Raw genomic sequence first — 25,352 nt, forward strand, 5'->3', positions numbered from 1 at the left:
GATGGATCGTAAAGATGAACACGTCTCATTAGCAAAAGCTTTTCATAAACCCAAAGCCAACTCATTTGACGACGTTCGAATTATTCATCAATCGCTGCCTAATAGCAATTATGCAGAAACATCAATCGCAACAACTATTTTAGGCAAAGATCAAAGCTCTCCCTTCTTCATTAATGCCATGACAGGTGGCAGTGAAAAAACAGGCTACATTAACCAAGAATTGGCCATTCTTGCGCGTGAAACTGGCTTGATGTTAGCAACAGGATCAATTTCAGCCGCACTCAGAGACCCAAGCGTCGCTGAAACATTTACAATCGCTCGTAAAGAAAATCCTAATGGCATCATCTTAGCCAATATCGGTGCAGGTTCCTCTTTAGAAAATGCCAAACGTGGCGTTGATTTATTACAAGCAGACGCCCTACAAATTCATTTGAATGCCCCACAGGAACTTGTTATGCCTGAAGGTGATCGTGAATTTACGAATTGGTTAAGTTTAATTGAAGAAATTGTGGCTGGACTCGATGTCCCGGTCATTGTCAAAGAAGTCGGATTTGGGATGTCTCGACAAACCATTCAACAATTACTAGACGTTGGTGTTACTACAATCGATATTGCAGGTTCCGGCGGTACAAGTTTCACCCAAATTGAAAATGCTCGTCGTAGAAAACGTGAATTTTCATACTTAAGTGACTTTGGTATTTCCACTGTTCAGTCCTTATTGGAAGCCAATGAAGTCCCTGGATTTTTTGATTTAATTGCCTCTGGTGGTATTCGTAACTCTTATGATATTTTCAAATCGCTTTGTTTCGGTGCCAAAACAGTTGGTATTTCAGCTAGCATTCTAAACCAACTATTAGTTAATGATTTAGATGAAACCATTGAACTCATTAAACAATGGCAGCAAGAACTCGTATCCCTTTACACACTTGTAGGTGCCAAGTCAACCGAAGATCTCAAGAAAGTTCCACTCCTTTTATCCGGTGAAAGCAAAAACTGGTGCGAAGCAAGAGGCATCGACTACACAAAATATAGCCAACGCTAAGGTGATAAAGAGTCGTCACCGATAAGAGATAAGAGGGCATTAGAAAAATCGTTTTTTGATTTTATTTTAGTGACCACTTATCTCCGCAATCGCTACTTTTTTTATCCCGTTCATCTAGGTGAAAAACAAATCGTTCTAGCCCGAATAAATAAAAAAGCCCCACTGAAAGTTGTTCGATGATTGAACAATTTTCGGTGGGGATTTTTATAGGTCTTATTTCTTTCCAAATAATCGTTGGAAAAAACCTGCTTTTTCTGGTTCTGTATTAGTTGTACTCGTTGTTTGATTGATTGTAATATTTCTTTCTTTTAAAAGACGTTGGAAATTTAAGTTGTCTTGTAAATTCAAACTATTTAACTCAAGTACTCCTTGTAGACTACCAATTAAACGACGCAACTCGCCATCACTCATTCCAAAAAATTCATGGCTTTTGTTGTTGTCATCGAGTTCGCCTAAAGCAGTAATCAATGTTCGTAGTAGTTGATTTTGTTCTGAAAAGACTTGAGAAATTTCAGTTACTTCAATTTCTTTGACTTCATTCAGTGAAGCCAGATCCGTTACGACACGTAGACTATCTGCATAGTCTCTTAAGTCAAAAACAAAATTTTGTAACGTTTCGTCTTTCATAATTTCACTCGTATTTGATAAACGTTTTTGGATTGATAAAAGACTGCCTTGTGAGTTGGTTAATGATTGCAATGTTTCAATAATTGTCATTCGATTTTTCCATCCTTTATACTAAAACCTTTTAATAATAGTCTACCTGACTCTCCATTCGAGTCAAGTAAAATTCTAAAAATAATAAAACTTGGACCCTTAAAAGCAAACGTTTACAATCAATGTATCATTTCATATTCATACTTGCCTACTTTATCAGTCTAATCATTCAAAAGAGAGAGAAAAAATGAAAAATACCATGATTTATTTTATTTTGGGATTAATGTCTTTACTAATTGGTTCTCACTTTTTGTCACAAGACAGTGGCTACAATCCAATGAATCTAACTAGGGAACTGGCACCTGGACATTTACTCTTTGCTCTCGGCGTTATCCTGATTGTCTATTGTTTCGGTGTCTTTTTTATTCAGCTACTATCTTTAAGACAAAAAATGATACTAACCATTTGAAAAATTCAAAAGACGAAGCGCCCAATCAATGAGCCTTCGTCTTTTGGATTTTTTAATTATGCATTATAAGCATCAATAATGATTTGTTTTAATTCAGAAATAAGTGGTTGTTTTGGATTGGCAGTTGTACATTGGTCTTCATAAGCCAATTCAGCCATACGATCAACGGTTGAATCTAAGATTTCCTGAGTCACACCTTGTGCTTTCAAGTTCATTTCGATTCCAACTTTTTCACCTAATTCAGTAATTGCAGTTGCTAATGCTTCAACTAATTCTTCAGTTGTGTCACCTTTTAGACCTAAGAAGCGTGCAATATCTGCGTAGTCTGTATCCGCACGGAAGAAGTCATATTTAGGGAACATCGCATGTTTTTGTGGATCTTTCGCATTGTAGCGAACAATGTGTGGTAATAAAATCGCATTTGTACGACCATGAGGAATATTGTATTCTCCACCAATTTTATGAGCGATTGAGTGAGAAATTCCTAAGAACGCGTTGGCAAATGCCATCCCTGCCATTGTTGAAGCGTTATGCATTTTTTCACGTGATTCCATATCTGGACGTAAAGTTGATGCTTCTAAATATTCGAAAACAATTTTGATTGCTTGTAAACTTAAGCCACGTGTATAATCTGATGCCATTACAGATACATAAGATTCAATCGCGTGAGTTAAAACGTCCATTCCTGTATCAGCAGTAACAGATGCAGGGACTGATAAAACGAATTGAGGGTCAATAATCGCAACATCTGGTGTTAAGGCATAGTCTGCTAATGGGTATTTCACATGTGTTTCACTGTCTGTGATTACCGCAAATGGTGTTACTTCGGCACCAGTACCTGATGTTGTTGGGATACATACAAATTGAGTTGTTTCAGGTTTTGCAATTTTGTAAGTACGTTTACGAATATCTAAGAATTTTTGTTTTGCACCAAAGAATGAAGTGTCTGGGTGCTCATAGAACATCCACATACCTTTGGCAGCATCCATTGCTGAACCACCACCGATAGCAATTACGGTATCTGGTTTGAAGTTCATCATAACTTCTGTTCCTTTATAAACGGTATTTGTTGAAGGGTTTGGCTCAACGTCAGAGAAGACTTCAATTTGAACAGTATTTGTACGACGAGCTAAAACTTCACGTACACGATCAACGTAACCAAATTGAACCATGCCTGGGTCACAAACGATCATTACACGTTCTAAGTTCTCCATTTTTTCTAAGTATAATAATGAATTTTTCTCAAAGTAAATTTTAGAAGGTAATTTGAACCATTGCATGTTATTTCTCCGTTTCGCTAGAGTTTTCACGTTAATTAAGTTCACTGCTGATACGTTACGTGATACAGAGTTTTTACCGTAAGAACCACAACCTAATGTTAATGAAGGAATCATTTCGTTATAGATATTTCCGATTCCGCCTTCAGCTGATGGTGTATTGACTAAGACACGACAAGCTTTCATACGTAAGCCAAAGCGAATTTGTAAATCTTCATCTTCACTATGGATAACGGCAGTATGTCCTAAACCACCTAAGTTTAACATTGCTTCACATAGCTCTAACCCATGTTCTGTGCTTTCTGATTTGATCATTGCTAAAACAGGTGATAATTTTTCACGTGAAAGTGGGTAATCTGCACCAACACCTTCTAATTCGGCGATTAACATTTTTGTGCCTTCTGGTACTTTAATTCCGGCTAATTCAGCAATTTTAACAGCTGGCATCCCAACAATTGATGGGTTAACTGCGTATTTACCTTCATTCATAACAGCGTCTTCTAATTTTTGTAATTCATTTGGTTTTACAAAGTAAACTTGATGCGCTTGGAATTCGGCTTTAACTGATTTGTAAATTTCTTTATCAACAATAATCGCTTGTTCTGACGCACAAATCATTCCATTATCAAATGTTTTTGAAACAATTAAGTCGTTAACGGCACGTTTGATTTTCGCTGTTTTTTCGATATAAGCTGGTACGTTACCCGGTCCAACACCTAATGCTGGTTTTCCTGTTGAGTAAGCTGATTTAACCATCGCTGCCCCACCAGTTGCTAAAACAATCGCGATTCCTGGGTGATTCATCAAGCCCTGAGTTGCTTCAATTGATGGGTGTTCGATCCATTGAATACAGTTTTCAGGCGCGCCCGCTGCAACTGCTGCGTCACGGACAATGCGTGCTGCTTGTGCTGAACTCTTTTGAGCGCTTGGATGGAAAGCAAAAATGATTGGATTACGTGTTTTCAAAGCTATCATCGCTTTAAAGATTGTTGTTGAAGTTGGATTTGTTGTTGGTGTCACTCCACAAACAACACCTACTGGTTCAGCAATTTCGATTAAGCCTTTTTGCTCATCTTCATTAATCACACCGACTGTTTTGTTGTCTTTAATAGAGTTCCAAATGTATTCAGATGCGTACATATTTTTGATTGCTTTATCTTCGTAAATTCCACGTCCTGTTTCTTCAACCGCTAATTTCGCTAATGACATGTGCTCATTTAAAGCAGCCATTGCCATTTCATGAACAATATGGTCAACTTGCGCTTGATCGAAGTTTTCCATTTCTTTTAAAGCGACATTCCCTTTTGCTGCTAAATCATCAATCATCACAGAAACATCAATTGTTGCCACTTCTTCTTTTTTAACTTCTTTCTTATCTACTGTTTTACTCATGATAATCCTCCTAAGAAAATCTGATTTTCGTTTGTTATCTATCTCACAAACATATCATACACAATTTATTTGGGTTTGTAAATAGTTTCCTGTGATTTTCTTCACAACTTTTCAATATTTTTGATTACCTCAGAAAAAAACCCTCATAATACAGTATTTATCGATGTATTTGTTCTTTCCATTAATTTTAAAAAAATAAAAAATGTATAGATTTTTAATCTAATTTCCTTTTCCTCATGAAAAACAAGTTTTTTAATTGTGATAAAATTAACAATTCTACTCAAAAAAACTCACTAGTCGACAAGATATAATGAGTTTTTGATTGTTAGCGGTCAATTAATTCATAACAAATGATAGCGCTAGGACGGACGCGTTATAATAAATAAGTGCGCCTACACTATATCAAAGATTATTTTTTAAATAGTACACAAAGCCATACAACAATCCCATTACCAAATAAGGAATTAACAAAATCAAATTCTCTTCACTCGTCGCAACATGCTCCAACATGAAAACACTACTTGATAAAACGATTAAACTGAGACGTCCTATTTTTGCTCTGATTAATAGTGGTGGGCTATTTCCTTCAAGTGGCAAAATCATCGCATAACGATACACCAACTCCTCTTCCAATGGTACGACAAAAATATTAGTGATTAACCAAATAAGTTTGAATGAACACCGTTCGACTCCAAGTGGGACCTCCAAGATTTTTGCTATGACAATACCGGACAATAGCTGAAGTAACGTTGCAATCACTGAAAAAATAATAACGTGTTTTTTTTGTTACTTGTTTCCATTTCCTCCATAATGGACGACCAAATAAGGCGATCCCTAAAAGAAAAGGAAATCAAGAGGGTTGGAAAACAATCAATCGGGTCATCAAAACTTTTCACTTCGTTCATATGAATGACTACGCGGATGAATTACTTGAATACGCCAAAAAAATCCAGCTAGACGTAAAAGTCTAACTGGATTTCTAATCATTATTCTGCTGGTTTTTCTTCTTCAACGACTACTTCAGTCACTGAATCATCATTTTCAACTACTGTTGCTGGTTTCACTGTACGGATCGACGTACGTTCGAATTCTAAGTAGATTCCTTCGCAGTCTAGAACAATGGTATTTTTATCTTTGTTTACTTCAGACACGACGCCATGTAAACCACCAATTGTTACTACACGACTTCCTGGAACAATGCTATCCATTAATGCTTGACGTTCTTTTTGTTGTTTCTTTTGAGAACGTTGCATGAAAATTAACATAGCTACGATTGGAAGAATCATAATTATTGCTGACATTTATTTCACCTCAATTTTTTATCTAGGTTTACTGTACCAAAAAAGGAAACGCTTCTCTAGTCTTTTCACAAAAAACTAGAAATTTCTTGCGTTCTCTTTATTAAATCCGTATTCTTCCATGAAGTGTTGACGGAATTCTAGTAAATTATCATCCATAATTGCTTGACGCACTTGTTTCATCAAGTTAATTAGGAAGTGTAAGTTATGGTATGAGGTTAAACGCAAACCAAATGTTTCATCGGCTTTGATTAAATGACGAACGTAAGCGCGTGTATAGTTTTTACATGTATAACAATCACATTTTTCATCGATCGGTCTAAAGTCACGTGCATATTGCGCATTTTTCACGACCAAACGACCTTGAGAAGTCATACAAGTACCGTTACGGGCAATTCGAGTTGGTAAGACACAGTCAAACATATCGACACCACGAATCACACCGTCGATTAATGAATCTGGCGCACCAACGCCCATTAAGTAGCGTGGTTTGTTATCGGGAATCAGTGGTGTTGTAAAGTCTAAGACACGGTTCATTTCTTCCTTTGGTTCACCAACTGATAATCCTCCGATTGAATACCCTGGGAAGTCCATACTAATTAAATCTTTGGCACTTTGGCGACGTAACTCTTCAAATCCGGCACCTTGGATGATTCCAAAAAGCCCTTGGTGATCTGGATTGGCATGAGCTTTTAGGCCACGCTCTGCCCAACGAGAAGTTCGTTCAACAGACTTTTTAACGTAGTCATAACTTTCATCAAAAGGTGGGCACTCATCAAAACTCATCATAATATCTGAACCTAATTTATTTTGAATTTGAATAGCTTTTTCTGGTGATAAGAATAGTTTTGAACCATTTAAATGGTTTCTAAAATGAACGCCTTCTTCTTCGATATTACGCATATCTGCTAGTGAGAAGACTTGGAAACCACCTGAATCCGTTAGAATCGGTTGATCCCAGTTCATAAATTTATGTAATCCACCTGCTTCTTCAACCAAATCTTCTCCTGGTCGAAGCCATAAATGATAGGTATTACTCAAAATAATTCCGGCACCCATCGCTTTTAATTCTTCTGGTGCCATTGTTTTTACAGTTGCTAATGTTCCAACTGGCATAAACATTGGTGTTGGAAACGTCCCATGCGGTGTAATAATTTCACCTAAGCGCGCTCCAGTATGTTTTTCTTTTTTTATTAATCGATAACGAATGGCTGGTTCCGTCATTCATTTCCCTACTTTCTAATTTATACACTATTTATTTTGCACCCTTCATCATAAATCTTCCCACGTTATTTTGCAACTCTAAGAAAAATTTCACTTGAAAACTTAATCTTTCTTATAGCTTTTCTAATAACCTATGCAGAATAATAAAAAAGATGTTATGCTTCAATTAGTTAGGAAGTCATTTCTACAATGTTTGATCCAAATCAAATCTATAAAAAAGAAAAGGTGTGAACAACATGAAAACAAACGCGGAGTTAAAAGCAGAAGCAAAAGAAATGTTACAAGGCCGTTGGAAAGAAGCCGTCTTAATCAATCTAATTCCGACAGCTATCACAATCGTTATTGCTCTTATTTTTCTTATTTTAATCGCTGTCCCGGCTTATTTTATTTTTAATAATTCTGACATGATCCAATCTTTTGTCGACGGATCAAATGTGAGTACCTCAGCGGATATCAACTTTGGTGGATCAGGGGGACCTAGTTTAGTTGGAGGTTTAATCTCTACATTCTTTACTGTTGGTATTTCTTGGACGTTTCTTGACGTTTTCCGTCGTCAAAAAATGACTATCGAACCTTTGAAAGATGCATTTAAAGGATTTCAAGCGCCTTACGGTATCGGTATTTTAGTTATCTATCTATTAACCTCTATTTTCACCTTCCTATGGAGTTTACTCTTTGTTATTCCAGGGATTATCAAAGGATATGCGTATTCTCAAGCATATTTCATTTATTATGATGACTATCGTGAAACTGGCGTTGCCCCAGGATACTTAGATTCAATCACTAAAAGCCGTCAATTAATGGATGGACATAAAGGACAACTTTTCATACTCGATCTAAGCTTCATCGGTTGGCACATCCTCTGCCTCTTCACATTAGGCATTGGCTACCTATGGCTAACCCCATACATCCTAACAACCAAAACAGCCTTTTACGACAATTTAAAAAGTGCGTAAAAGCGATTTGCTTTGAGTACTTGGAAAAAGACACCCTAGTAAAAATTTTAATTTTTACTAGGGTGTCTTTTTTTTTGTCTTCATATATAAAAGCGTATCTTTTGCAAGCGCTGTCATTTCGTGTTACTATATGAGTGTAAGGAAGGAACAAAGTTGTTGGTTTCGTTTTCTAGTACCAAACATTTTAGATTGAAGATTTAAGATAGATAAAGTACCGAGAGAATAGTCGTAACAAACAAAAAGTTGTTCGTTTTACAAGCTTCACCTAGTATTCCACGTGCAGAGTAATACCATTTTTAAAATAAGGCCACAAGAAGTACAAAGAATCAAAAAGTACCTGAAACAAAATAGTACATGATTTGCAAAAGAATTTTAGTTTCGAACCTTTGAGAGTAAACAAAATTTTTGTTAAACCGTGAGAACGTTACTTTGCATGACTCGCAATAAAAACCAACAACTCCTTCCGAAAGATAAAAGCAGCTGTTCTAGAAACATTTAGAACAGCTGTCTTTTTTTATTAAGTTATTTTTTGACAAACATTGCGTCTCCGAAGCTAAAGAAACGATACCCCTCTTCAATTGCATGATGATAGGCAGCTAATGTGTTTTCTCGTCCTGCAAAAGCACTGACTAACATGACTAAGGTTGATTTTGGTAAATGGAAGTTCGTTGAGAAGGCATCGACCACTTTAAACTCGTAACCTGGTGTAATAAAGATGCTAGTCCAACCGCTATCGGCTTTAATTTGACCCTGAAATTTTGAACCGATTGTCTCTAATGTACGAATGGAAGTCGTTCCAACTGCAATAATTTTTCCACCCGCAACTTTTACTTCATTTAATGCGGCGGCTGCGTCTTCACTCAGACGATAAAACTCGCTATGCATTTCATGTTCAGCGATATTATCGACACTAACTGGTCGAAACGTTCCTAAGCCCACATGTAATGTTAAATAAACTAGACGAACGCCTTTTTCTTGAATTTTATTTAATAGTTCTTGTGTAAAATGTAGTCCGGCTGTTGGTGCTGCTGCAGAACCATTTTCTTTTGCATAAACGGTTTGGTAACGTTCTGGATCTTCTAGACGCTCTTTAATGTATGGTGGTAAAGGCATCTCACCTAATGATTCTAAGTTTTCCAAAAAGATTCCTTCATATTCAAAGCGAACAATTCGTCCACCGTGCTCCAATTCTTTTTCAACGATAGCTTTTAGGCGACCGTCACCAAAAGAAATCTCTGTCCCAACTTTGGCGCGTTTCGCTGGTTTGATTAATGTTTCCCATGTGTCACCTTCAATATTCGTTAAAAGCAAGACTTCTAGGTGACCACCTGTTGATGGTTTTTCTCCGTATAAGCGTGCGGGCAAAACTCTTGTATCGTTCATGACTAGCGCGTCTCCAGCATTTAATTCATCTAAAATATTATAAAAATGCTTGTCGTCCATTTCACCTGTTGTGGCATTTAAGGTTAATAAACGAGAACTTGTCCGATCCTTTAACGGTGTTTGAGCTATTAAAGCTTCCGGCAAGTCAAAATCAAAATCTTCTGTTGTTAACATTCTCTCACTCTTTTCTTTGCTGTCAAATACTCTAGCATATTCTAACATTCTTTCAACAATTAGAAAACTATCGACGAATTCTTTGTGATTTTCTTAAGTGTTTTTGCCCTTTTTTCGTAAAAAACGAAAATTCTAATCAAATTCTAATTTATTTTTTTCTGAAAACTTTCTTACTTCTTACGCTCACAAGGGATAGCGCTTGATAATTTTTTCTTAAAAAGCATTCATTTTGTTGGTTTATCGCTCTTTTTTCTCCCTTAATTAGGCTTTAGATTTGTCAACAGGTCTTTTTTTTGGCACAATTATATATATATTCGCAAAAAAATAGGAAAGATAAGAGGTGGTTCTTTTGATCGAATTTCAAAATGTATCCAAAATATATCGTGGTGGAAAAATAGCGGTAGAAGATATAAATTTATCTTTTGAACAAGGTGAATTTATTTGTTTTATCGGTACAAGTGGAAGTGGGAAAACAACTTCTATGCGAATGATTAACCGTATGACCGAACCTAGTAAAGGTAAGATTTTAATTGATGGACAAGATATCCAAAAATTAAATGCTGTCGAGCTACGTCGAAAAATCGGTTACGTCATTCAAAGTATTGGATTGATGCCTCATATGACAATCCGTGAAAACATTACACTAGTACAAAAATTATTAAAGGTCGATCAAGCGAAGCGCGATCAAACAGCGGAAAAAATGATTGATTTAGTTGAATTGCCCCGCGAGATGCTCGATCGTTATCCGAGTGAGCTTTCTGGTGGGCAACAACAGCGGATTGGTGTAGTTCGTGCTTTAGCAGCTGACCAAGATATCATTTTAATGGATGAGCCTTTTGGTGCGCTGGATCCAATCACACGCGATTCTTTGCAAGATTTAGTCAAAGACTTACAGGAACGTTTAGGTAAAACGATCGTCTTCGTTACCCATGATATGGATGAAGCATTAAAATTAGCTAATCGCATTGCAATTATGAGTGAAGGCCGGGTTGTTCAATTTGATACGCCTGAAAATATTCTAAAAAATCCAGCCAATTCATTTGTCGAAGATCTTTTAGGTGAAGATCGCCTATTACAAGCACGACCAGACAAAACAACCGTTGGTGAAGTGATGCTAAATACAGCCATTACGATTACAACCGAAAAATCCATTCAAGAAGCATTACGTTTAATGCGTGAAAAACGAGTCGATACACTCCTTGTTACCGACAATCAAGACGTCTTAAAAGGCTTTGTTGATATTGAATCAATTAATAAAAATCGTGGGTTAACGGCTAGCGTTGGCGATATTTTGCAAGCAGAAGTTTTCTTTGTCAAACAAAGTGCCCTGCTACGTAATACATTGCAACGTATCTTAAAACGTGGACTAAAATATGTGCCCGTTGTCGATGACCATAATCGTGTCGTCGGAATTATTACCCGTGCATCATTAGTCGACATTGTTTATGATGTCGTATTTGGAGAAGAAGATTCCCTGATGGATGCAGTTGAGTCTTTCAATACAGATGAAGTAAAGGAGGGGTAAGTCATGAGTTTCTTTCAAGAATATGGTGGCCAAATCATTACCACAACACTTGAACACATTTACATTTCCTTTATCGCGTTGATACTTGGTGCGCTCGTTGCGATTCCTTTAGGTATTCTTTTAACGCGTATGCCAAAAATTGCTAATATTGTTTTAGGGATTACCAGTGCGCTACAAACCATCCCTTCTTTAGCATTACTTACGTTAATGATCCCTTTTCTAGGTGTGGGACGTTTACCAGCAATCATCGCCCTCTTTATTTATTCTCTCTTACCGATTTTAAGAAATACATATATTGGTTTAAAAAATGTCGATGTCAATTACTTAGACGCGGCAAAAGGGATGGGAATGACGCCCGCCCAGTCCATTTATCAAGTTGAAATTCCTTTAGCACTACCCACAATTATGGCAGGCCTACGCTTAGCAGCGGTTTATGTGATTGCTTGGGCCAGTTTAGCTTCCTATATTGGAGCTGGTGGACTTGGTGTGCTGATTTTTAGTGGTTTAGATAATTATCAGCCAAGTTTAATCTTCGCTGGGACAATTCCGGTGACTATTTTAGCGCTAGGAACGGATTATTTATTAGGAAAAGTAGAAGATAAGTTAACCTCTTCAATCTTAAAAAAGGAGGCGGAATAATGAAGAAAACTAAACAACTCGTTGTATTCTTCGTAATGACCTTGGTCTTATCCGCTTGCTCATTACCAGGTTTAAAAACGAGTAGTGATCCTAACACGATTGCAATTACCGGGGGAATTACAACCGAAGCACAAATTTTAGGTAGTATTGTGGCTGAAATGGTTGAACACTACACTGATAAAAACACAACGATTATTAACAACTTAGGAACAACAAATATTAATCATCAAGCGATGCTGAATGGTGATGCCCAAATCTCTGCGGCTCGCTATACAGGAACAGATATTGCTTCAACGTTACAGTTAGAACCAATAATTGATCCAAAAGAAGCATTTGATGTGGTTAAACGCGAATTTAAGAAAAAATACAATCAAGTTTGGTATCCTTCTTATGGATTTGCCAACACTTATGTCTTTTTAGTTCGTCAAGATACCGCTGAAAAATATGACTTAAGAACCGTCAGTGATTTAGCCGATGTGGCCGACCAATTAGTCGTTGGTGCCGACCGTGCTTGGATGGCACGTGAAGGTGATGGTTATCCTGGATTTGTCGAAACATACGGCTTTAGTTTTGCATCCATTTTACCGATGCAAATCGGACTCGTTTACAATGCCGTTGCTGCCAATCAAATGGACGTCGTTTTAGGTTATTCAACCGATGGACGGATTGCCAGTTACGATTTAGTGATGTTGGAAGATGATATGAATTTCTTCCCGCCATATGATGCTTCACCCGTTGTCTCGCAAGAGCTGCTTGATGAAGTACCAGAAATTGACTCGATTTTAAATAAATTAGCTGGTCAAATCGATACTCAAACGATGCAAAAACTCAACTTCATATCCGATAATGATTTAATTGAACCTTCAGTTGTTGCTAAAGATTTTTTAGAAGAACATAATTATTTCGAAGAAGGAGGGAAATAAAATGGCAGACTTAAATTTATTTCAACAGTTTCTACTTTATTTCAACGAAAACGGCGGCTACGTCTTTACGCAGTTTCTCCGTCATTTCTTAATCTCTTTCTATGGTGTCTTGTTTGCTGCTATCGTCGGTATTCCTCTAGGGATCTTTATTTCCCGCCGTGTAAAACTTGCGGATTGGGTGATGCGGATTGCGAATTTAATTCAAACCATTCCAGCACTAGCGATGGTTTCGATTTTAATGCTTGGTCTAGGACTCGGTGTTAACGTTGTAATCGTGACGGTCTTTCTTTATTCACTTCTACCAATTGTCAAAAATACTTACACTGGTATGCGTCAAGTCGATGCCGGTATTTTAGATGTCGGTAAAGGAATGGGCATGACCCCTTGGCAACGACTCTACTTAGTTGAGATTCCTTTATCGATTTCAGTTATTATGGCCGGTGTCCGTAATGCCCTTGTTCTAGCAATCGGAATTACCGCTATTGGGACTTTCGTTGGCGCAGGCGGTCTAGGAGATATCATTGTCCGTGGAACGAACGCGACAGATGGTGCGGCGATTATTTTAGCCGGTGCTCTACCGACAGCTGCGATGTCAATTTTTACCGATTGGTTTTTAGGAATTATCGAACGAAAACTTGATCCAACAAGTAAAAAGAAAAATTAAAATACAAAGAAAACGAGCGTGACTTTACGGTCATTGCTCGTTTTCTTTGTATTTTTTTATGTTGAGCATCGTCTAAATCATGAACTTCGCTTGATCTTAATGGAAGAAGTGACTTTCTCTAGCGCGTTTTTCAATTTTTTCAGTTAATGGTTCAACTTTTGGAAAGGCCCACGTGCCCACGATAGCAAAAACAATTAAGAGACTGATTAATACGGCTATATCGATCCAGGCATTTGGCCAATAAATGCCACCAGCGGCTTCTCGTAAAAGATTCACGCCATAAGTAAAGGGTAAGAACGGATTAATCCATTGGAAGAAAGGTCCTGAAACTTGAATTGGATAATTCCCACCCCCACCTGAAATGGATAAGACTAGAATAACAATCCCAATTCCTTTACCAATATTGCCAAAAAGTCCGACAAAAACATAAATCATCATCATAAAGGTCAGAGCAATTAAGACCGCAAATAGGACACTCGCCAATGGATTGGCTACAGCGACACCTAAAGCCCAGAGATTTCCAAGTGTTACAATTAATGCTTGTGGAATCGCAATGGTTAAGAAGGTTAACATCCGCGCCACAAAAGTTTCTCTTTTCGTGTATTTGGCTTTCTCTTCTTCATCTAGGTGAAATGCTGTCGCTGCTAAACTAGAAAGAAGTAATGCACCGACCCACAGACAAAGGGTTGTATAAAACGGTGTGCTTGCCGAACCGTTATTGCCAATTGGATAGTATTCTTTGGTTTTTAATTCGACGGGATTTGCCATGAAATCACTCTCTGATAAGGCATCCGCTTTGAGTAATTGAATGATGTCACCTAAATCAACCATTGATTCGCCCTTCTCAATGGCTTTTGCCGCTTTTTGAATGCCTTTTTGAATCGTTGGCCAATCTTCATTAATTAAGCGGACACCCTCATTTAAGGCCGCTTCAACGCTAGGCATTTTTTGATTGACCATCGTTAAGGTACTCGTCATTTCTTTTTTGATAACAGGCCACTCATTTTGACTAAAATCGGCGGCGATCTGTAATTTTTCACCTAGTACTGGTAAATCATTTTTGTATAAATCTGCCCCACGATTAATACCATTAACGATCGTATCAAGGTGGGTACTTAGCATTTGGTTGGCATCATGAATTTCTTCCCCAATTGCTGGCAGTTCTTTTTCATATTTTTCTAAAAGTGACACGGCATTCGTAATGGTTGTTTGTGTGGCGTTTAGTAATTTCGTTAAATCAATTTGACTGCCTTTATCCAATAATTGTTGGACATTAGCTAATGCCGGCAAGACTTCTTCACTTAACGTCCGATTAATCATCTCTGTAATATTTGCCACGTCGATACTAGCAATGATTTGATTAATCGTACCTGAAACAGCTTCAATCTTATTGACGTGTGCTAAAAGACTTTCTTTTGAAATCGCGTCACTGTTTGTAATTAAGAACTGATTTAGTTGTTGTAAATCTTGTAGTCGTCGTCTCACATCGGCTAATTGTGCAATGACCGTATCAAACTTTTGTTCTTGATTGATTTGAGTTAACCATTGGCTTAAGCCATCAATTAAACGCAATTGTTCATCAATTGTCGTATTGGCTACTTGCAAAATCTGTAAAATCGCTGCTTTTTCTTCGGGCGTTAGTCCCGTTTCTGGTTGTGACAGATAAGCTTGTAAGTCTTGCGCGATACTATTAATACGGGCTGAGACACTACCTAGTGCTTCAAAGTTAAAAGCGACAATTTTTTGAATTTGCGGTAGCGCTTGTTGTAGTTTTGTTGCGGCTTCTTGTGTTTTTGCTACAAAATTACTTGAGTCTTGACCAAATTGTTGTACCATTGGTAATAAATCTTGGACTTGCTGAACAATTTCAAGTGCCTCTTTCCCTTCAGTCACACCTTCAGTGATCGTCTGAGCTATTTTTGAAAAATCTTCATCAATCATCGCAACTTGTTGACTGGCTTGTTTTATTTCAGGAATTTTATCTTGTAAGGTTAAAATAATTCCCGCTTCTTTTTGAATACTCGGAAATTTGTCATTTAATGCAATAATTTTTGTCGTTAAGGCATCAACCTCTGGCAAATAATCGACCATTTGATTGGCTTTTTCCAATTTTTTTTTCAAACTTGGCATCGCTTTTTGTAAATGAACCACTTCTTGCGTATAACCATCTATCTTAGCTAGATTATCGTTGGTTGTTAAAATTAAATTTTTAACTTTATTAATTGAAACCAAATTGTCTTCCAACGTATAACCAATTGCGTTAAAAACCTCTAGTAACGTACCACTCGTCGTCTCGATAAACTGGCGACTAATTTCTTCTTGGACACTTGTCGCCCCTTTTTCGGTAATTTTGGGGGCAATTGCATTAATTTTCCCGTTGAAGTAATAATTAATCGCTGGTTTTTTAATATCTCCTTTGATAAAACTTAATAAATCTTCCGAGAATTCCGGGGGTAAATAAATCCCCGCATAATACTTACCAGACTGCACGCCCTTTGTCACTTGCTCTTTTGAAGAAACAAAACGCCAGCCTAACTGGTCATTTTTTCGTAAATTCTCAATGACTTCCTCACCAATATGAATTTGGGTCTCTTTTAATTTTGCTCCCTCGTCCGCACTGTAAACAGCGATCGGTAAATCTTTCGTATTGCCATATGGATCCCAGAGCGCTTTAATATTAAACCAAGCATATAGCGATGGTAAAATCATTAAAGCGATGACTAAAAATAACGCAACTGGATTTTTTCCGATTCGTTTCCAATCGATTTTATACAACTGGAAAATCTTTTTTATTTTTTTCATTGATGTTCACCTACACTTTAATAACCTTTCATATATCACTATTTCCAACATCAGATACTACTCCTTTTCATTTTTATTTTCAAGCGTCATCCCTTGAAATTCCATCGTTTTATCGGAATAAAATGACTCAGAAAAACATCATAATATTTTTACTTTTTGAAATTATCGAGTAAGATAATTTTAAGGCTAGCGTTCGCTCGTTAATCCTATCGCGTTCGTAGCGCTAAAATGAAGATAAAATAACAAAGAGAAAAATAAAGGAAGTGACCGTATGCCAATTATTTCATTAGAAAATGTACAATTAATCCGAAATCATAAGTTTTTATTAAATCAGATTCAATGGCAAGTCGAGCAAGGTGAGAACTGGGCATTACTAGGATTAAATGGTGCAGGAAAAACCTTACTTTTACAAATCATTACCGGTAATTTATGGCCCTCTAGTGGCAAAGTGACGGTTCTTGGAGAAGTCTTTGGACAAACATCACTCCCTGAATTAAGTAAGCGAATCGGTTGGATTAGTTCCGCCCTTCAAGTTCGTTTACGTGCGAATGAATTTACTGAACAGATTGTCCTTTCCGGTAAATTTGCGAGCATTGGCATTTATCAAAAATATGAACCTGAGGATCTAATGCACGCGAAGAATCTTTTAGAACACTTGGAGGCTGCCAGTCTGATTGGCAAAACCTATGGGCAACTTTCTCAAGGGGAACGCCAAATTGTCCTAATTGCTCGTGGCTTAATGGCTGAACCGGAATTGCTTATTTTAGACGAACCTTGTACGGGACTAGATTTATTCGCCCGCGAGCGCCTCTTGCAACAGATTGCACACTTGTCTTTTCTACCACAAGCGCCGACGATTTTATTCGTCACTCATCACACCGAAGAAATATTACCTTTCATCTCCCATGTTTGTTTATTAAGGGCGGGGGAGATTTATGCTCAAGGACTACGTGAAGACTTACTCTCAACCGAGACGTTACAAGATTTTTATCAACAGGCCGTTACAATCGAACCTTATGCTAGCAATCGTTACATCGTTTCCCCTATAAAATAAAAACAAGAGGAGGATTCGCCAAAACGAATCCTTCTCTTGTTTTTTTTATTTTAGTTCTAGATGGTTCATCCATTTATTACTTGTAAAGCGTCGGTAGAAAATCGCTCCTCGAATGGCCCATTCAATCGTCATCACTACGAAAATTCCAACTAAACCATAACCAAGATAGACACCAATTAAATAGCCCGCCCCAATTCTAAAAATCCACATTGAAAATAAGGAGACTGTCGTCGTAAACTTGCCGTCCCCTAGGGCACGTAAAGCTGACGGTAAGACAAAGCTATAACACCAAGCAACACCATGCATCACGAAAGCCACCAGATACATTTTGAAAATAATTGGAATCATCTCCGGTTCTGGATTGAAAAGTTTCATCGCTAAGGGAAAGAGTGGCAACATGATTGTATCAACCGCTACGATTGCAATAATACCTAAACGAACAAAGGATTTCGTTAACTTACGGACGTCATTCAAATTCCCTCGACCGACTGATTGGCCGACAATCGGAACAAGCGACGTCGCTAACGCACTTGGAATGATTTCAGCCAATTGGACCCACGAACCAGCGATTGCATTGGCAGCAATATGCGCCGTTCCAAAACTGACAATCATCATTTGCATAATGATTTTTCCACCGTTAAAAAAGAGTGATTCTGCGGCAAAGGGCAATGACGTTCGTAAAATAAAGCCCACCATAGTGATATCAAATCTCTGTAAATCGTTTTTTCGCAACCGGAAATTCATCCGGTATTGATACATTGAGTAGCTAGCAAAAATAGCCCCTAAAAAACGGGAAATTAACAATGAAATAATTAAACCCATAATACCTAAATCAAAAATCAACACCAAAAAGATATTTGAAATTAAATAGACACTATTCATAAATAGTGAATTTTTGAGTGAATTACGCGTAAAACCTAGACCACGTAAACTCCCATTGACGCCTTCAATAATCGCATGTGCCGGATAACTCAATAAAATACCGATAAAATAGATTTTGGCATTCGACATGACGATTGGATCGGCTGTTCCAAATAACAAATTTAAAACAACTTGATGGAGTAACAAGAATACCAACATCAATAACGTCCCGACAATTAATGTGGCATGAATGACACTAGCACTCAGTGAACCCAGTCCACGCGCATCGCCTTTGCCGTAAGCTCTGGATATGAGTACCGTTCCTCCTAGTCCAATCGCTACAAAAACTTGAACTAAAAAGATATTAATACTCCCAACCATGTTCACCGCACTAATCGCGGCTGAACCAGAAGAACTAATCATTGCGGTGTTAATAAAATTAAAACTAATTAAGAAAAACTGATCAATAATAACCGGTAAGAGAATCGATAAAATCTCACCACGAGAAATTTCTTCACCTTCTAACGACCTCTCAATTTTATGACGAACTTTGGTAAACAATTGTTTATCCCTTCTTTGTCTCGTTTATTTTGTTCCGATCATTAACCCTCATTCATTTTACGACTTTTTTGAGCAGCCGCTTGTACTGCTTGTATGACCGTACTACGAAAATGATTATCTTCTAAAACTTTCACTGCTTCAATCGTTGTTCCACCTGGCGAACAAACGTTGTCTTTCAAAACACCGGGATGTTCTTTCGTTTCAAGCACCATTTTTGCACTGCCTAAAACGGTCTGTGCCGCAAATTCATAAGCCATTTGACGTGGCATCCCTTCTAAAACGGCACCATCAGCTAACGCTTCAATAAATAAATAAACATAAGCTGGCGCGGAGCCACTGACACCGATAAAAGCATCAAATAACGATTCTGGCAACTCTTTGGCAACTCCAATTTGATTGAATAAGTCTAGAATCGCTGTAAACTGCTCGTCACTCACTTGCTGATTACGCGCCAATGCAATCGAACCTTCTAAGACCGCTAATGGTGTATTCGGCATCGCTCTAATATACGCCTGCTCTCCCAGTTTTGTTTCCAATTCTGTTAAAGTAATTCCAGCTGCTAATGAAACTAGACAATGATTCGGCCTCAATAATGGTTGTAAATCAGTGTATAAGGTCCTTAAAACTTGTGGCTTAACTGCCAAAATAATTGTATCAACCGATTCAAAAAACTCTTTTTGATCTAATAATGGTGTTACACCATAAGTCTCAACTGTTTTTTGTAGCGTTGGTGCGTAACGACGATTGTAAACAACAATCGCTTCTTTGGGATAAATTTCTTTTTCTAACAACCCTTGAATAATACTTTGCGCCATATTCCCTGAACCATAAAAACCAATTTTCATTTTCATCTATTCCTCCTAACTTTCAAACGAGTAAAAGGCGCCATCTTTTAATGTCAAAATCCCTCTTGTCAGTAACGGTGTTTCCAAATATATTTTATATGGACAAAAGAGTGTCCATTCGTTCTCACTTTGTTGAAAAACGACCATTGCTTTCCCGTCTTTTTCAAATTTATCAACGACTAAACAATAACCGATGTTTTCTAATTTCATTTGTTTGAAAAAACTTTTTACTTTTTTGATTACAAAAAAAAGAAAGAGAATAACCGTTAGTAAAATAACATATTTTCCCATTACTTCTCCTTCTTCCTATCCGTTAAACTCAAGCTAATACATAATGCCCGATCAATTTCTAACATTTTATTTTCTGATAAACGGCAAACTTTTTCTTTCACACGGCACTTATCAATTGTGCGTAACTGCTCAACTAAAATTAATGAATCACGTTTTAAACCGCTCAATTCTTTGGGTAATGCAACATGGGTCGGTAAATTAGCTTTACTTTTTTGAGTGGTAATCGCTGCGACAATCAACGTTGAACCGTAGCGATTTCCTAAATCATTTTGCACTAAAACAACCGGCCGAACCCCGCCTTGTTCCGAACCTTGAACCGGGGATAAATCGGCAAAGAAAATATCTCCACGTTTCATTAAAGAATTCCCTCGCTATTCAAATAGACTCTTGGAATTCGATCAGAGAGTAGACAAATCACTTCATAATGAATCGTACCTAAGTAATCGGCTACTTCTTGCATGGTAATTTCTTCCTCTTGGTTCTTACCAATCAAAGTTACCTTGGTTCCAACTGGAAAAGCTTTTGGTAAGCGAATCATCAATTGATCCATACAGACCCGACCGACAATTTCACAATAATGTCCTTCAACTAAAACCTTAAAACCTTGCATCCCGCGTACGAAACCATCGGCATAACCAATTGGCACCGTCGCAATCCATTCACTATTTGTTGTCTCGTATGTTTTACCGTAACCAATCCCCTCACCTGCTGGAACTTCTTTCACTTGAACGAGCGCGGATTCCAATGCCATCGCAGCTTGTAGGGGATACGTTTCCGTCAGAACGCCACCAGACGGATTTTGACCATACATCGCAATCCCTAAGCGGACTAAATTACCAGGATCTTGATGCCATAAAGCCGTCGCACTGTTACTGCCATGAACGTAGCGCGGGCGGTAAGGCAATTGCTCCACAACTTGCACGAAACGTTGGTTTTGTTTTTCAAAATAAGTCTCATCCAACTCATCGGCCGTCGCAAAATGCGTAAAAATTCCTTCCAATAAAAAACCACTGAAGCCATCAATTTGATCAACAGCACATAAAACTTCCTCAGCTGTTTGAAAACCAATCCGTCCCATCCCTGTATCGACAGTCAAATGCAGCGCAATCTCACCTGTTAATTGATTTTCCAAATAAAACGTTTTTGCCGCCGCTATCCATGATAAAGTCGCAACGGGAATCGCTAAATGATATTGTAATACGAGTGGCAACCAATCGACCTCGACAATTCCTAAAACTAAAATCGGTTCGGTTAAACCATTTTCACGCAACGCAATGCCTTCATCAAGAGTTGCCACACAAAAACCAGCAGCACCACCGGCTAAAGCCGCTTTAGCGACCGGAACCGCTCCGTGACCATAACCATTGGCTTTCACAACGGCAAAAACATCACGTGCACCTTTTTGATGGACAATTTCTTGTTGAACATTTTTTTTAATGGCTGCCAAATCGACAACAACTCGTGTGGGACGGTGATAAGATACGACCATCTTAATTCGCCTCCTTTTTTTCTAAAATAATTTGTGCAAAAGCAAAAGCATCGGTATGGGTAATGCTCACAAATACACTTCCCTCGTCATAAGGTGATTTTGTGACCACTGGTGCACCTTTTTCATTGACTAATATTTCAATATCTTGAAAAGTAACTTGTCCGATACCTGTGCCCCAAGCTTTTGAAAAAGCTTCTTTACAGGCAAAACGACCCGCCAAAAATTCAACTTGTCGCTTAGTTGGCAAGGCATCAAATAAAGATTTTTCATTCTTCGTCAACACGCGGGTAATAAAGCGCGGTTTTTCTTCGATTATTTTTTTCATGCGTGGTAATTCCACCGCATCTATTCCAATTCCTTGAATCATTCTCTTCGACTCTTTTCATTCTAATAGTGAAATATTCTTCTACTAACCATTTTAGCAAAAAAAAGGAGATAAAAGAAGCGCTCTGCTGTGAGAGGCGATGAATCTCTTTGAAAACATCATTTTTACGCTACGCTTTCCGACAAAAAAACGGATTGCTGTGATAACACTTAGCAATCCGTTTTAACTACTCCCTTTTCGACTCATCATCGACAATTAACAACGCAATCATCACGTATAAAATCCAGTTATCTCGGTGGTAAAGCAAGTAACTTGGAACCCATTTCGTTGCATACTTGGCTTTGTATTTTCGTAATCCTTGGAAAGAATAAAAACGCGAACCAAATTGATAAACCAAATGAGCAATTTTTTCTTGAATGAAACTTTTTTGCGTAACACCAACATTTGATAAAGGTGCCATCCCTAAACTAAAATAATCGATTCCTTGTGCTTGGCTCCATTCAAATAAGTGAATAAATAAAAAGTCCATACTGCCTGAAGGCGCCTTTTGTGGGTGGTGTCGCATTAGATCAATTGTGATAACTTCCTTGTCATACGTCGGCATAATATTGGAAAAAGCCACGATAGCCTGATTTTCATCACGAACAATGGCTAGCTCTGCTCGTTGCAAATATTCCTCTGAAAAGAAACCTAACGAAAAGCCTTTTTCTTTACGACTACCTAGCCATGCATCAGAAATTACTTTGATCTCCGCCATCATTTCTGGACTAAATGGTGGCTGCAAAACTTCGAATTGATAACCCGATTTTATCAATTTATTAATTAACGCTCGGTTGCCCTTCATTTTTTTACCTGATAATGTAAAATCAGGTAAATAAACACGCGCCTCTTCCCCCATTTTGAAAAATTCATAGCCATATTCATGCAGTAAGAAAACAAACTCTTCGCTAACTTCATAGAAAACTGGTGTGTAACCTAAAACATCGCCTGCTTCAATAATCGCTGTAATAGCTTCCGGGAAATCCTCTTTTTTTCCTGAAGGATCCCCCATCACGATACATTTATTATTATAAATCGCAAACTGGAAAAAGACGGTTGGTTCGTCGGCGTTTTGATAAACAAAAATTCGTTTATCTTTTAAGAAAACAAGTTGGCTCGTTAAATTACCGCCATAGTTCCGGAGAATGTTTTGGACAAGCGCTTCATTGAACGCTTCTCCTAGTAGTTCTTTTGTTCCTTGTAAATAACGGATTAAAAGTGCACTACATAAAATAATCGAAAGGATGATTAACAAACTATAAAGCCAAATTTCACCAATCGAAACATTCACTAAGTGTAAGGCTCGAAAATGAAAGGATTTTGGTAGCCCTTGTCGATTTTCAACGCCAAGAACAATGTAACTAATTGAAAAAATAGCTAAAATCAAGCCGTCAATTGTTAACCATTCCCAAGCGTACACGAATTGTTTACGGAACAATTCTTTGCGAGTGAAGAATGTTAGTAAGAAAAGAACCAACAAATAAATTTGTAACAGTACGCCATATCCGAGTAGGAAACAGTAAATACTTGTTCCTACGAGTAACACATAGGCTGGGAGTAAACTCCTTTTAACTTTCGCTGCTAACCCTCGACCGACAATTAAGAAAAAACTACCAATGATAATATTGGGAATTTGCGAAAACAAATGAGCTGTTGGCAAATGAAATTGCTGCAGCCAAATGTATTGGTCAAACCATTTCGGAAAGACATTCGACATCATTAACAAAATACCAAAAACGTAATAGCTAATGACCGTCAATTTCTGAAGGACTTGAAAGAACAATTGTTTAGGAACCCCTTCATAGCGCATGTTGATTTGATTGGCTGACGTATGCACAAAAACGGGTAAGCTAATTAAAAAGGGCACAATATAATAAAAAAATCGATAGAGTAATAGCCAGCTAGTTGCTAGTTCATTGGACAGTCCCAGGCGCGTTAAGCCAACGAGCATCACTAAATCAAAACTCCCTAATGAACCTGGAATCATCGAGAGGACACCTATCACACTGGCCGCCACAAATAGTGGAAAAATACTAGCCATGTGCTGATTCAATCCCATTAATTGACCGACTACAAAAAAAGTTACAATGACTCCCGTCCATTCCAAAAAGGAAATCATAATCAACGAAAGTGCCTCTTTACTGTTAACGGTTTGCTCTTTTTTTTGATTCCAAATAGAATGAATCAAAAGTACGACCGGGACATACAAACTTCCCCCTAACAACCAAATCCAATGGTGATCAGTGGTCAAAACATCTGCGAAAAAACCGACAATTAGCGCAAAAAAACTATAAATCGATAGACCGGACATCATAAATAAAAAGATTTTCGATAACGAGGCCGCTAAAACTTTTGTTTCTTTATTTTTCCCATATATTTGCGAGCGTAAACCAATACTGACAACACCACCAAAACCAGCCACGTTATTGATTGTATTAATCATCCAACTCGTTTCAAACAAGTATTTTTTCGAGAGTTTTTGATCTAAATTCTTATTCAAAATCCAATCGTAACCAATCATCGGAATCACAGCTATTCCACCAACAAGCAACATCACGAGCGTTTTCCACGGCGCAATCTGGCTAAAGATTGATAATAATGCCTCATAGGACAAACTTTTGTTGAGTAACAATAATTCACGAACAACGATTACAATAATTGACAGGAACAATAGAAATTTCAAATAACCAAAATACTTTTTAAAAAATGCCATCACTTTTTTCATTTCTCCACCTCACCAACCGAATTCAAAAATGCTAAAACTTCTTGATTAAAACTGTCTGGATTTCTTCTTGCATAAAAATGATTTTCGCCCTTCATCCGAACAAAGGATGCCTGTGGGATTGATCGAGCTAAAAATTTTGAATGACGCAATGTGACCAAATCACGATAACCGACAATAATTAGCGTTGGACAAGCGATTTGATGTAACTGACTTTCGGAAACACCGCTATCGTGTAGCATGAGTCGAATCATCGATAATTTTTGCTGATATTTAGGAATAAAAAAATGACCCAACCAAAACCAAATCAACTGAGCATAGCTCCACCAATTAGCCCAAAATTTCACTCCTGAAACAAAAATATTCCCAGAATTTAAAACCAATGCGCGGACTTTTTGAGGATACAAGACACTAAAAACAAGCGCCAAATTTGCTCCGTCACTAAAACCTAAAATCGTCACATCGCTCAATGATTCTTGTGCAATGAGCTGAACTAAATCATCTGCCATCAAAGGAAAATCTAAATACGGTTGAGTATTATTCGATTTTCCATGTGCACGACTATCAATCACATACACGGTAAAATATTTTTCAAATAAGGGGACTTGATGAGAAAAATACCCCCCGCTATCGCCATTGCCATGCAAAAGGAAAAGCGGTTCACCAACGCCACTTTTTTCATAATAAATCTCAGTGCCATCTGGCATTTGACTATAAAAAGCTTCTTTCTTCATCTGTTT

23 protein-coding genes are annotated in these 25,352 nt (G+C 37.7%); 8 read left to right on the forward strand and 15 right to left on the reverse strand.

The window, feature by feature from the left end:
- Window position 1 precedes the first annotated feature (1 nt).
- Complete coding sequence (gene fni, locus ACFO3L_RS06000) at window positions 2–1,042, forward strand: type 2 isopentenyl-diphosphate Delta-isomerase (RefSeq protein ID WP_379964848.1); 1,041 nt, start codon at window positions 2–4, stop codon at window positions 1,040–1,042.
- Between the two features lie 213 nt (window positions 1,043–1,255).
- On the opposite strand, the gene ACFO3L_RS06005 is transcribed toward fni, so the two are convergent.
- On the reverse strand, window positions 1,256–1,759 hold the full coding sequence (locus ACFO3L_RS06005) for a hypothetical protein (protein WP_379964850.1): 504 nt from the start codon (window positions 1,757–1,759) through the stop codon (window positions 1,256–1,258).
- A 187-nt stretch (window positions 1,760–1,946) separates the two neighbouring features.
- Between ACFO3L_RS06005 and ACFO3L_RS06010 the strand changes: the two genes are divergently transcribed.
- A complete protein-coding gene (locus ACFO3L_RS06010; protein WP_379964852.1) occupies window positions 1,947–2,168 on the forward strand; it encodes a hypothetical protein in 222 nt (73 codons plus the stop codon).
- Window positions 2,169–2,224: 56 nt separating this feature from the next.
- On the opposite strand, the gene adhE is transcribed toward ACFO3L_RS06010, so the two are convergent.
- The 4 genes from adhE to tgt all read right to left on the reverse strand — a co-directional run bounded on the left by adhE (window position 2,225) and on the right by tgt (window position 7,359).
- The gene (gene adhE, locus ACFO3L_RS06015; protein ID WP_379964854.1) at window positions 2,225–4,837 is read right to left on the reverse strand and encodes a bifunctional acetaldehyde-CoA/alcohol dehydrogenase; all 2,613 of its coding nucleotides are present in this window, start codon (window positions 4,835–4,837) and stop codon (window positions 2,225–2,227) included.
- A gap of 402 nt (window positions 4,838–5,239) precedes the next feature.
- Window positions 5,240–5,596: a CPBP family glutamic-type intramembrane protease gene (locus ACFO3L_RS06020; protein ID WP_379964856.1), complete on the reverse strand. Its 357-nt coding sequence runs from the start codon at window positions 5,594–5,596 to the stop codon at window positions 5,240–5,242.
- A 227-nt stretch (window positions 5,597–5,823) separates the two neighbouring features.
- Window positions 5,824–6,138 carry a preprotein translocase subunit YajC gene (gene yajC / locus ACFO3L_RS06025; RefSeq protein WP_379964858.1) on the reverse strand — a complete coding sequence of 105 codons (315 nt, stop codon included), beginning with the start codon at window positions 6,136–6,138 and terminating at the stop codon, window positions 5,824–5,826.
- 75 nt (window positions 6,139–6,213) lie between these two features.
- Entirely contained in the window at window positions 6,214–7,359 is a 1,146-nt protein-coding gene (tgt, locus tag ACFO3L_RS06030; protein WP_379964860.1) for a tRNA guanosine(34) transglycosylase Tgt, read from the reverse strand.
- A gap of 236 nt (window positions 7,360–7,595) precedes the next feature.
- Between tgt and ACFO3L_RS06035 the strand changes: the two genes are divergently transcribed.
- Window positions 7,596–8,315 (forward strand): DUF975 family protein, encoded by a 720-nt coding sequence (locus ACFO3L_RS06035; RefSeq protein WP_379964862.1) that lies wholly within the window; start codon window positions 7,596–7,598, stop codon window positions 8,313–8,315.
- A 522-nt stretch (window positions 8,316–8,837) separates the two neighbouring features.
- On the opposite strand, the gene queA is transcribed toward ACFO3L_RS06035, so the two are convergent.
- A complete protein-coding gene (queA, locus tag ACFO3L_RS06040) occupies window positions 8,838–9,872 on the reverse strand; it encodes a tRNA preQ1(34) S-adenosylmethionine ribosyltransferase-isomerase QueA (RefSeq protein WP_379964864.1) in 1,035 nt (344 codons plus the stop codon).
- A 349-nt stretch (window positions 9,873–10,221) separates the two neighbouring features.
- On the opposite strand from queA, the gene ACFO3L_RS06045 reads away from it, so the two are divergent.
- From ACFO3L_RS06045 to ACFO3L_RS06060, 4 genes are read left to right on the forward strand one after another with little or no spacing between them, the layout of a single operon-like run.
- Complete coding sequence (locus tag ACFO3L_RS06045) at window positions 10,222–11,397, forward strand: betaine/proline/choline family ABC transporter ATP-binding protein (protein WP_379964866.1); 1,176 nt, start codon at window positions 10,222–10,224, stop codon at window positions 11,395–11,397.
- Window positions 11,398–11,400: 3 nt separating this feature from the next.
- Complete coding sequence (locus ACFO3L_RS06050; protein ID WP_379964868.1) at window positions 11,401–12,036, forward strand: ABC transporter permease; 636 nt, start codon at window positions 11,401–11,403, stop codon at window positions 12,034–12,036.
- Window positions 12,036–12,959, forward strand: coding sequence for an osmoprotectant ABC transporter substrate-binding protein (locus ACFO3L_RS06055; RefSeq protein WP_379964870.1), 924 nt, complete (start codon window positions 12,036–12,038; stop codon window positions 12,957–12,959). Before ACFO3L_RS06050 ends, ACFO3L_RS06055 begins: the two co-directional genes overlap by 1 nt.
- A gap of 1 nt (window position 12,960) precedes the next feature.
- Window positions 12,961–13,623, forward strand: a complete 663-nt coding sequence (locus ACFO3L_RS06060; RefSeq protein ID WP_379964872.1) for an ABC transporter permease — start codon at window positions 12,961–12,963, stop codon at window positions 13,621–13,623.
- Between the two features lie 96 nt (window positions 13,624–13,719).
- On the opposite strand, the gene ACFO3L_RS06065 is transcribed toward ACFO3L_RS06060, so the two are convergent.
- On the reverse strand, window positions 13,720–16,425 hold the full coding sequence (locus tag ACFO3L_RS06065) for a YhgE/Pip family protein (RefSeq protein ID WP_379964874.1): 2,706 nt from the start codon (window positions 16,423–16,425) through the stop codon (window positions 13,720–13,722).
- Window positions 16,426–16,696: 271 nt separating this feature from the next.
- On the opposite strand from ACFO3L_RS06065, the gene ACFO3L_RS06070 reads away from it, so the two are divergent.
- A complete protein-coding gene (locus ACFO3L_RS06070) occupies window positions 16,697–17,479 on the forward strand; it encodes an ABC transporter ATP-binding protein (protein ID WP_379964876.1) in 783 nt (260 codons plus the stop codon).
- A 45-nt stretch (window positions 17,480–17,524) separates the two neighbouring features.
- On the opposite strand, the gene ACFO3L_RS06075 is transcribed toward ACFO3L_RS06070, so the two are convergent.
- The 8 genes from ACFO3L_RS06075 to ACFO3L_RS06110 all read right to left on the reverse strand — a co-directional run bounded on the left by ACFO3L_RS06075 (window position 17,525) and on the right by ACFO3L_RS06110 (window position 25,346).
- A complete protein-coding gene (locus tag ACFO3L_RS06075) occupies window positions 17,525–18,901 on the reverse strand; it encodes an MATE family efflux transporter (RefSeq protein WP_379964878.1) in 1,377 nt (458 codons plus the stop codon).
- A gap of 41 nt (window positions 18,902–18,942) precedes the next feature.
- Window positions 18,943–19,752 carry a pyrroline-5-carboxylate reductase gene (proC, locus tag ACFO3L_RS06080; protein WP_379964880.1) on the reverse strand — a complete coding sequence of 270 codons (810 nt, stop codon included), beginning with the start codon at window positions 19,750–19,752 and terminating at the stop codon, window positions 18,943–18,945.
- 9 nt (window positions 19,753–19,761) lie between these two features.
- Window positions 19,762–20,037, reverse strand: coding sequence for a hypothetical protein (locus tag ACFO3L_RS06085; RefSeq protein ID WP_379964882.1), 276 nt, complete (start codon window positions 20,035–20,037; stop codon window positions 19,762–19,764).
- On the reverse strand, window positions 20,037–20,393 hold the full coding sequence (locus ACFO3L_RS06090) for a type II toxin-antitoxin system PemK/MazF family toxin (protein WP_379964884.1): 357 nt from the start codon (window positions 20,391–20,393) through the stop codon (window positions 20,037–20,039). Before ACFO3L_RS06090 ends, ACFO3L_RS06085 begins: the two co-directional genes overlap by 1 nt.
- Window positions 20,393–21,526, reverse strand: a complete 1,134-nt coding sequence (gene alr, locus ACFO3L_RS06095) for an alanine racemase (RefSeq protein ID WP_379964886.1) — start codon at window positions 21,524–21,526, stop codon at window positions 20,393–20,395. The genes ACFO3L_RS06090 and alr overlap by 1 nt, the downstream gene beginning before the upstream one ends.
- A 1-nt stretch (window position 21,527) precedes the next feature.
- Window positions 21,528–21,893 (reverse strand): holo-ACP synthase, encoded by a 366-nt coding sequence (gene acpS / locus ACFO3L_RS06100; RefSeq protein ID WP_379964888.1) that lies wholly within the window; start codon window positions 21,891–21,893, stop codon window positions 21,528–21,530.
- Between the two features lie 184 nt (window positions 21,894–22,077).
- On the reverse strand, window positions 22,078–24,615 hold the full coding sequence (gene mprF, locus ACFO3L_RS06105) for a bifunctional lysylphosphatidylglycerol flippase/synthetase MprF (RefSeq protein WP_379964890.1): 2,538 nt from the start codon (window positions 24,613–24,615) through the stop codon (window positions 22,078–22,080).
- Window positions 24,612–25,346 carry an alpha/beta fold hydrolase gene (locus ACFO3L_RS06110; RefSeq protein ID WP_379964892.1) on the reverse strand — a complete coding sequence of 245 codons (735 nt, stop codon included), beginning with the start codon at window positions 25,344–25,346 and terminating at the stop codon, window positions 24,612–24,614. Before ACFO3L_RS06110 ends, mprF begins: the two co-directional genes overlap by 4 nt.
- Between the last annotated feature and the right edge of the window lie 6 nt (window positions 25,347–25,352).

It is taken from the genome of Enterococcus eurekensis, from assembly GCF_042654605.1.
Lineage (GTDB): Bacteria > Bacillota > Bacilli > Lactobacillales > Enterococcaceae > Enterococcus_I > Enterococcus_I eurekensis.

Bases quoted from the DNA above. Each gene is read 5' to 3' on its own strand.
- adhE (WP_379964854.1), bottom strand. From the start codon at position 4,837: ATGAGTAAAACAGTAGATAAGAAAGAAGTTAAAAAAGAAGAAGTGGCA.
- ACFO3L_RS06065 (WP_379964874.1), bottom strand. From the start codon at position 16,425: ATGAAAAAAATAAAAAAGATTTTCCAGTTGTATAAAATCGATTGGAAA.
- ACFO3L_RS06050 (WP_379964868.1), top strand. From the start codon at position 11,401: ATGAGTTTCTTTCAAGAATATGGTGGCCAAATCATTACCACAACACTT.
- alr (WP_379964886.1), bottom strand. From the start codon at position 21,526: ATGGTCGTATCTTATCACCGTCCCACACGAGTTGTTGTCGATTTGGCA.
- mprF (WP_379964890.1), bottom strand. From the start codon at position 24,615: ATGAAAAAAGTGATGGCATTTTTTAAAAAGTATTTTGGTTATTTGAAA.
- ACFO3L_RS06085 (WP_379964882.1), bottom strand. From the start codon at position 20,037: ATGGGAAAATATGTTATTTTACTAACGGTTATTCTCTTTCTTTTTTTT.
- ACFO3L_RS06035 (WP_379964862.1), top strand. From the start codon at position 7,596: ATGAAAACAAACGCGGAGTTAAAAGCAGAAGCAAAAGAAATGTTACAA.
- ACFO3L_RS06110 (WP_379964892.1), bottom strand. From the start codon at position 25,346: ATGAAGAAAGAAGCTTTTTATAGTCAAATGCCAGATGGCACTGAGATT.
- ACFO3L_RS06070 (WP_379964876.1), top strand. From the start codon at position 16,697: ATGCCAATTATTTCATTAGAAAATGTACAATTAATCCGAAATCATAAG.
- ACFO3L_RS06005 (WP_379964850.1), bottom strand. From the start codon at position 1,759: ATGACAATTATTGAAACATTGCAATCATTAACCAACTCACAAGGCAGT.
- tgt (WP_379964860.1), bottom strand. From the start codon at position 7,359: ATGACGGAACCAGCCATTCGTTATCGATTAATAAAAAAAGAAAAACAT.
- ACFO3L_RS06090 (WP_379964884.1), bottom strand. From the start codon at position 20,393: ATGAAACGTGGAGATATTTTCTTTGCCGATTTATCCCCGGTTCAAGGT.
- ACFO3L_RS06010 (WP_379964852.1), top strand. From the start codon at position 1,947: ATGAAAAATACCATGATTTATTTTATTTTGGGATTAATGTCTTTACTA.
- fni (WP_379964848.1), top strand. From the start codon at position 2: ATGGATCGTAAAGATGAACACGTCTCATTAGCAAAAGCTTTTCATAAA.
- proC (WP_379964880.1), bottom strand. From the start codon at position 19,752: ATGAAAATGAAAATTGGTTTTTATGGTTCAGGGAATATGGCGCAAAGT.
- ACFO3L_RS06060 (WP_379964872.1), top strand. From the start codon at position 12,961: ATGGCAGACTTAAATTTATTTCAACAGTTTCTACTTTATTTCAACGAA.
- ACFO3L_RS06055 (WP_379964870.1), top strand. From the start codon at position 12,036: ATGAAGAAAACTAAACAACTCGTTGTATTCTTCGTAATGACCTTGGTC.
- queA (WP_379964864.1), bottom strand. From the start codon at position 9,872: ATGTTAACAACAGAAGATTTTGATTTTGACTTGCCGGAAGCTTTAATA.
- acpS (WP_379964888.1), bottom strand. From the start codon at position 21,893: ATGATTCAAGGAATTGGAATAGATGCGGTGGAATTACCACGCATGAAA.
- yajC (WP_379964858.1), bottom strand. From the start codon at position 6,138: ATGTCAGCAATAATTATGATTCTTCCAATCGTAGCTATGTTAATTTTC.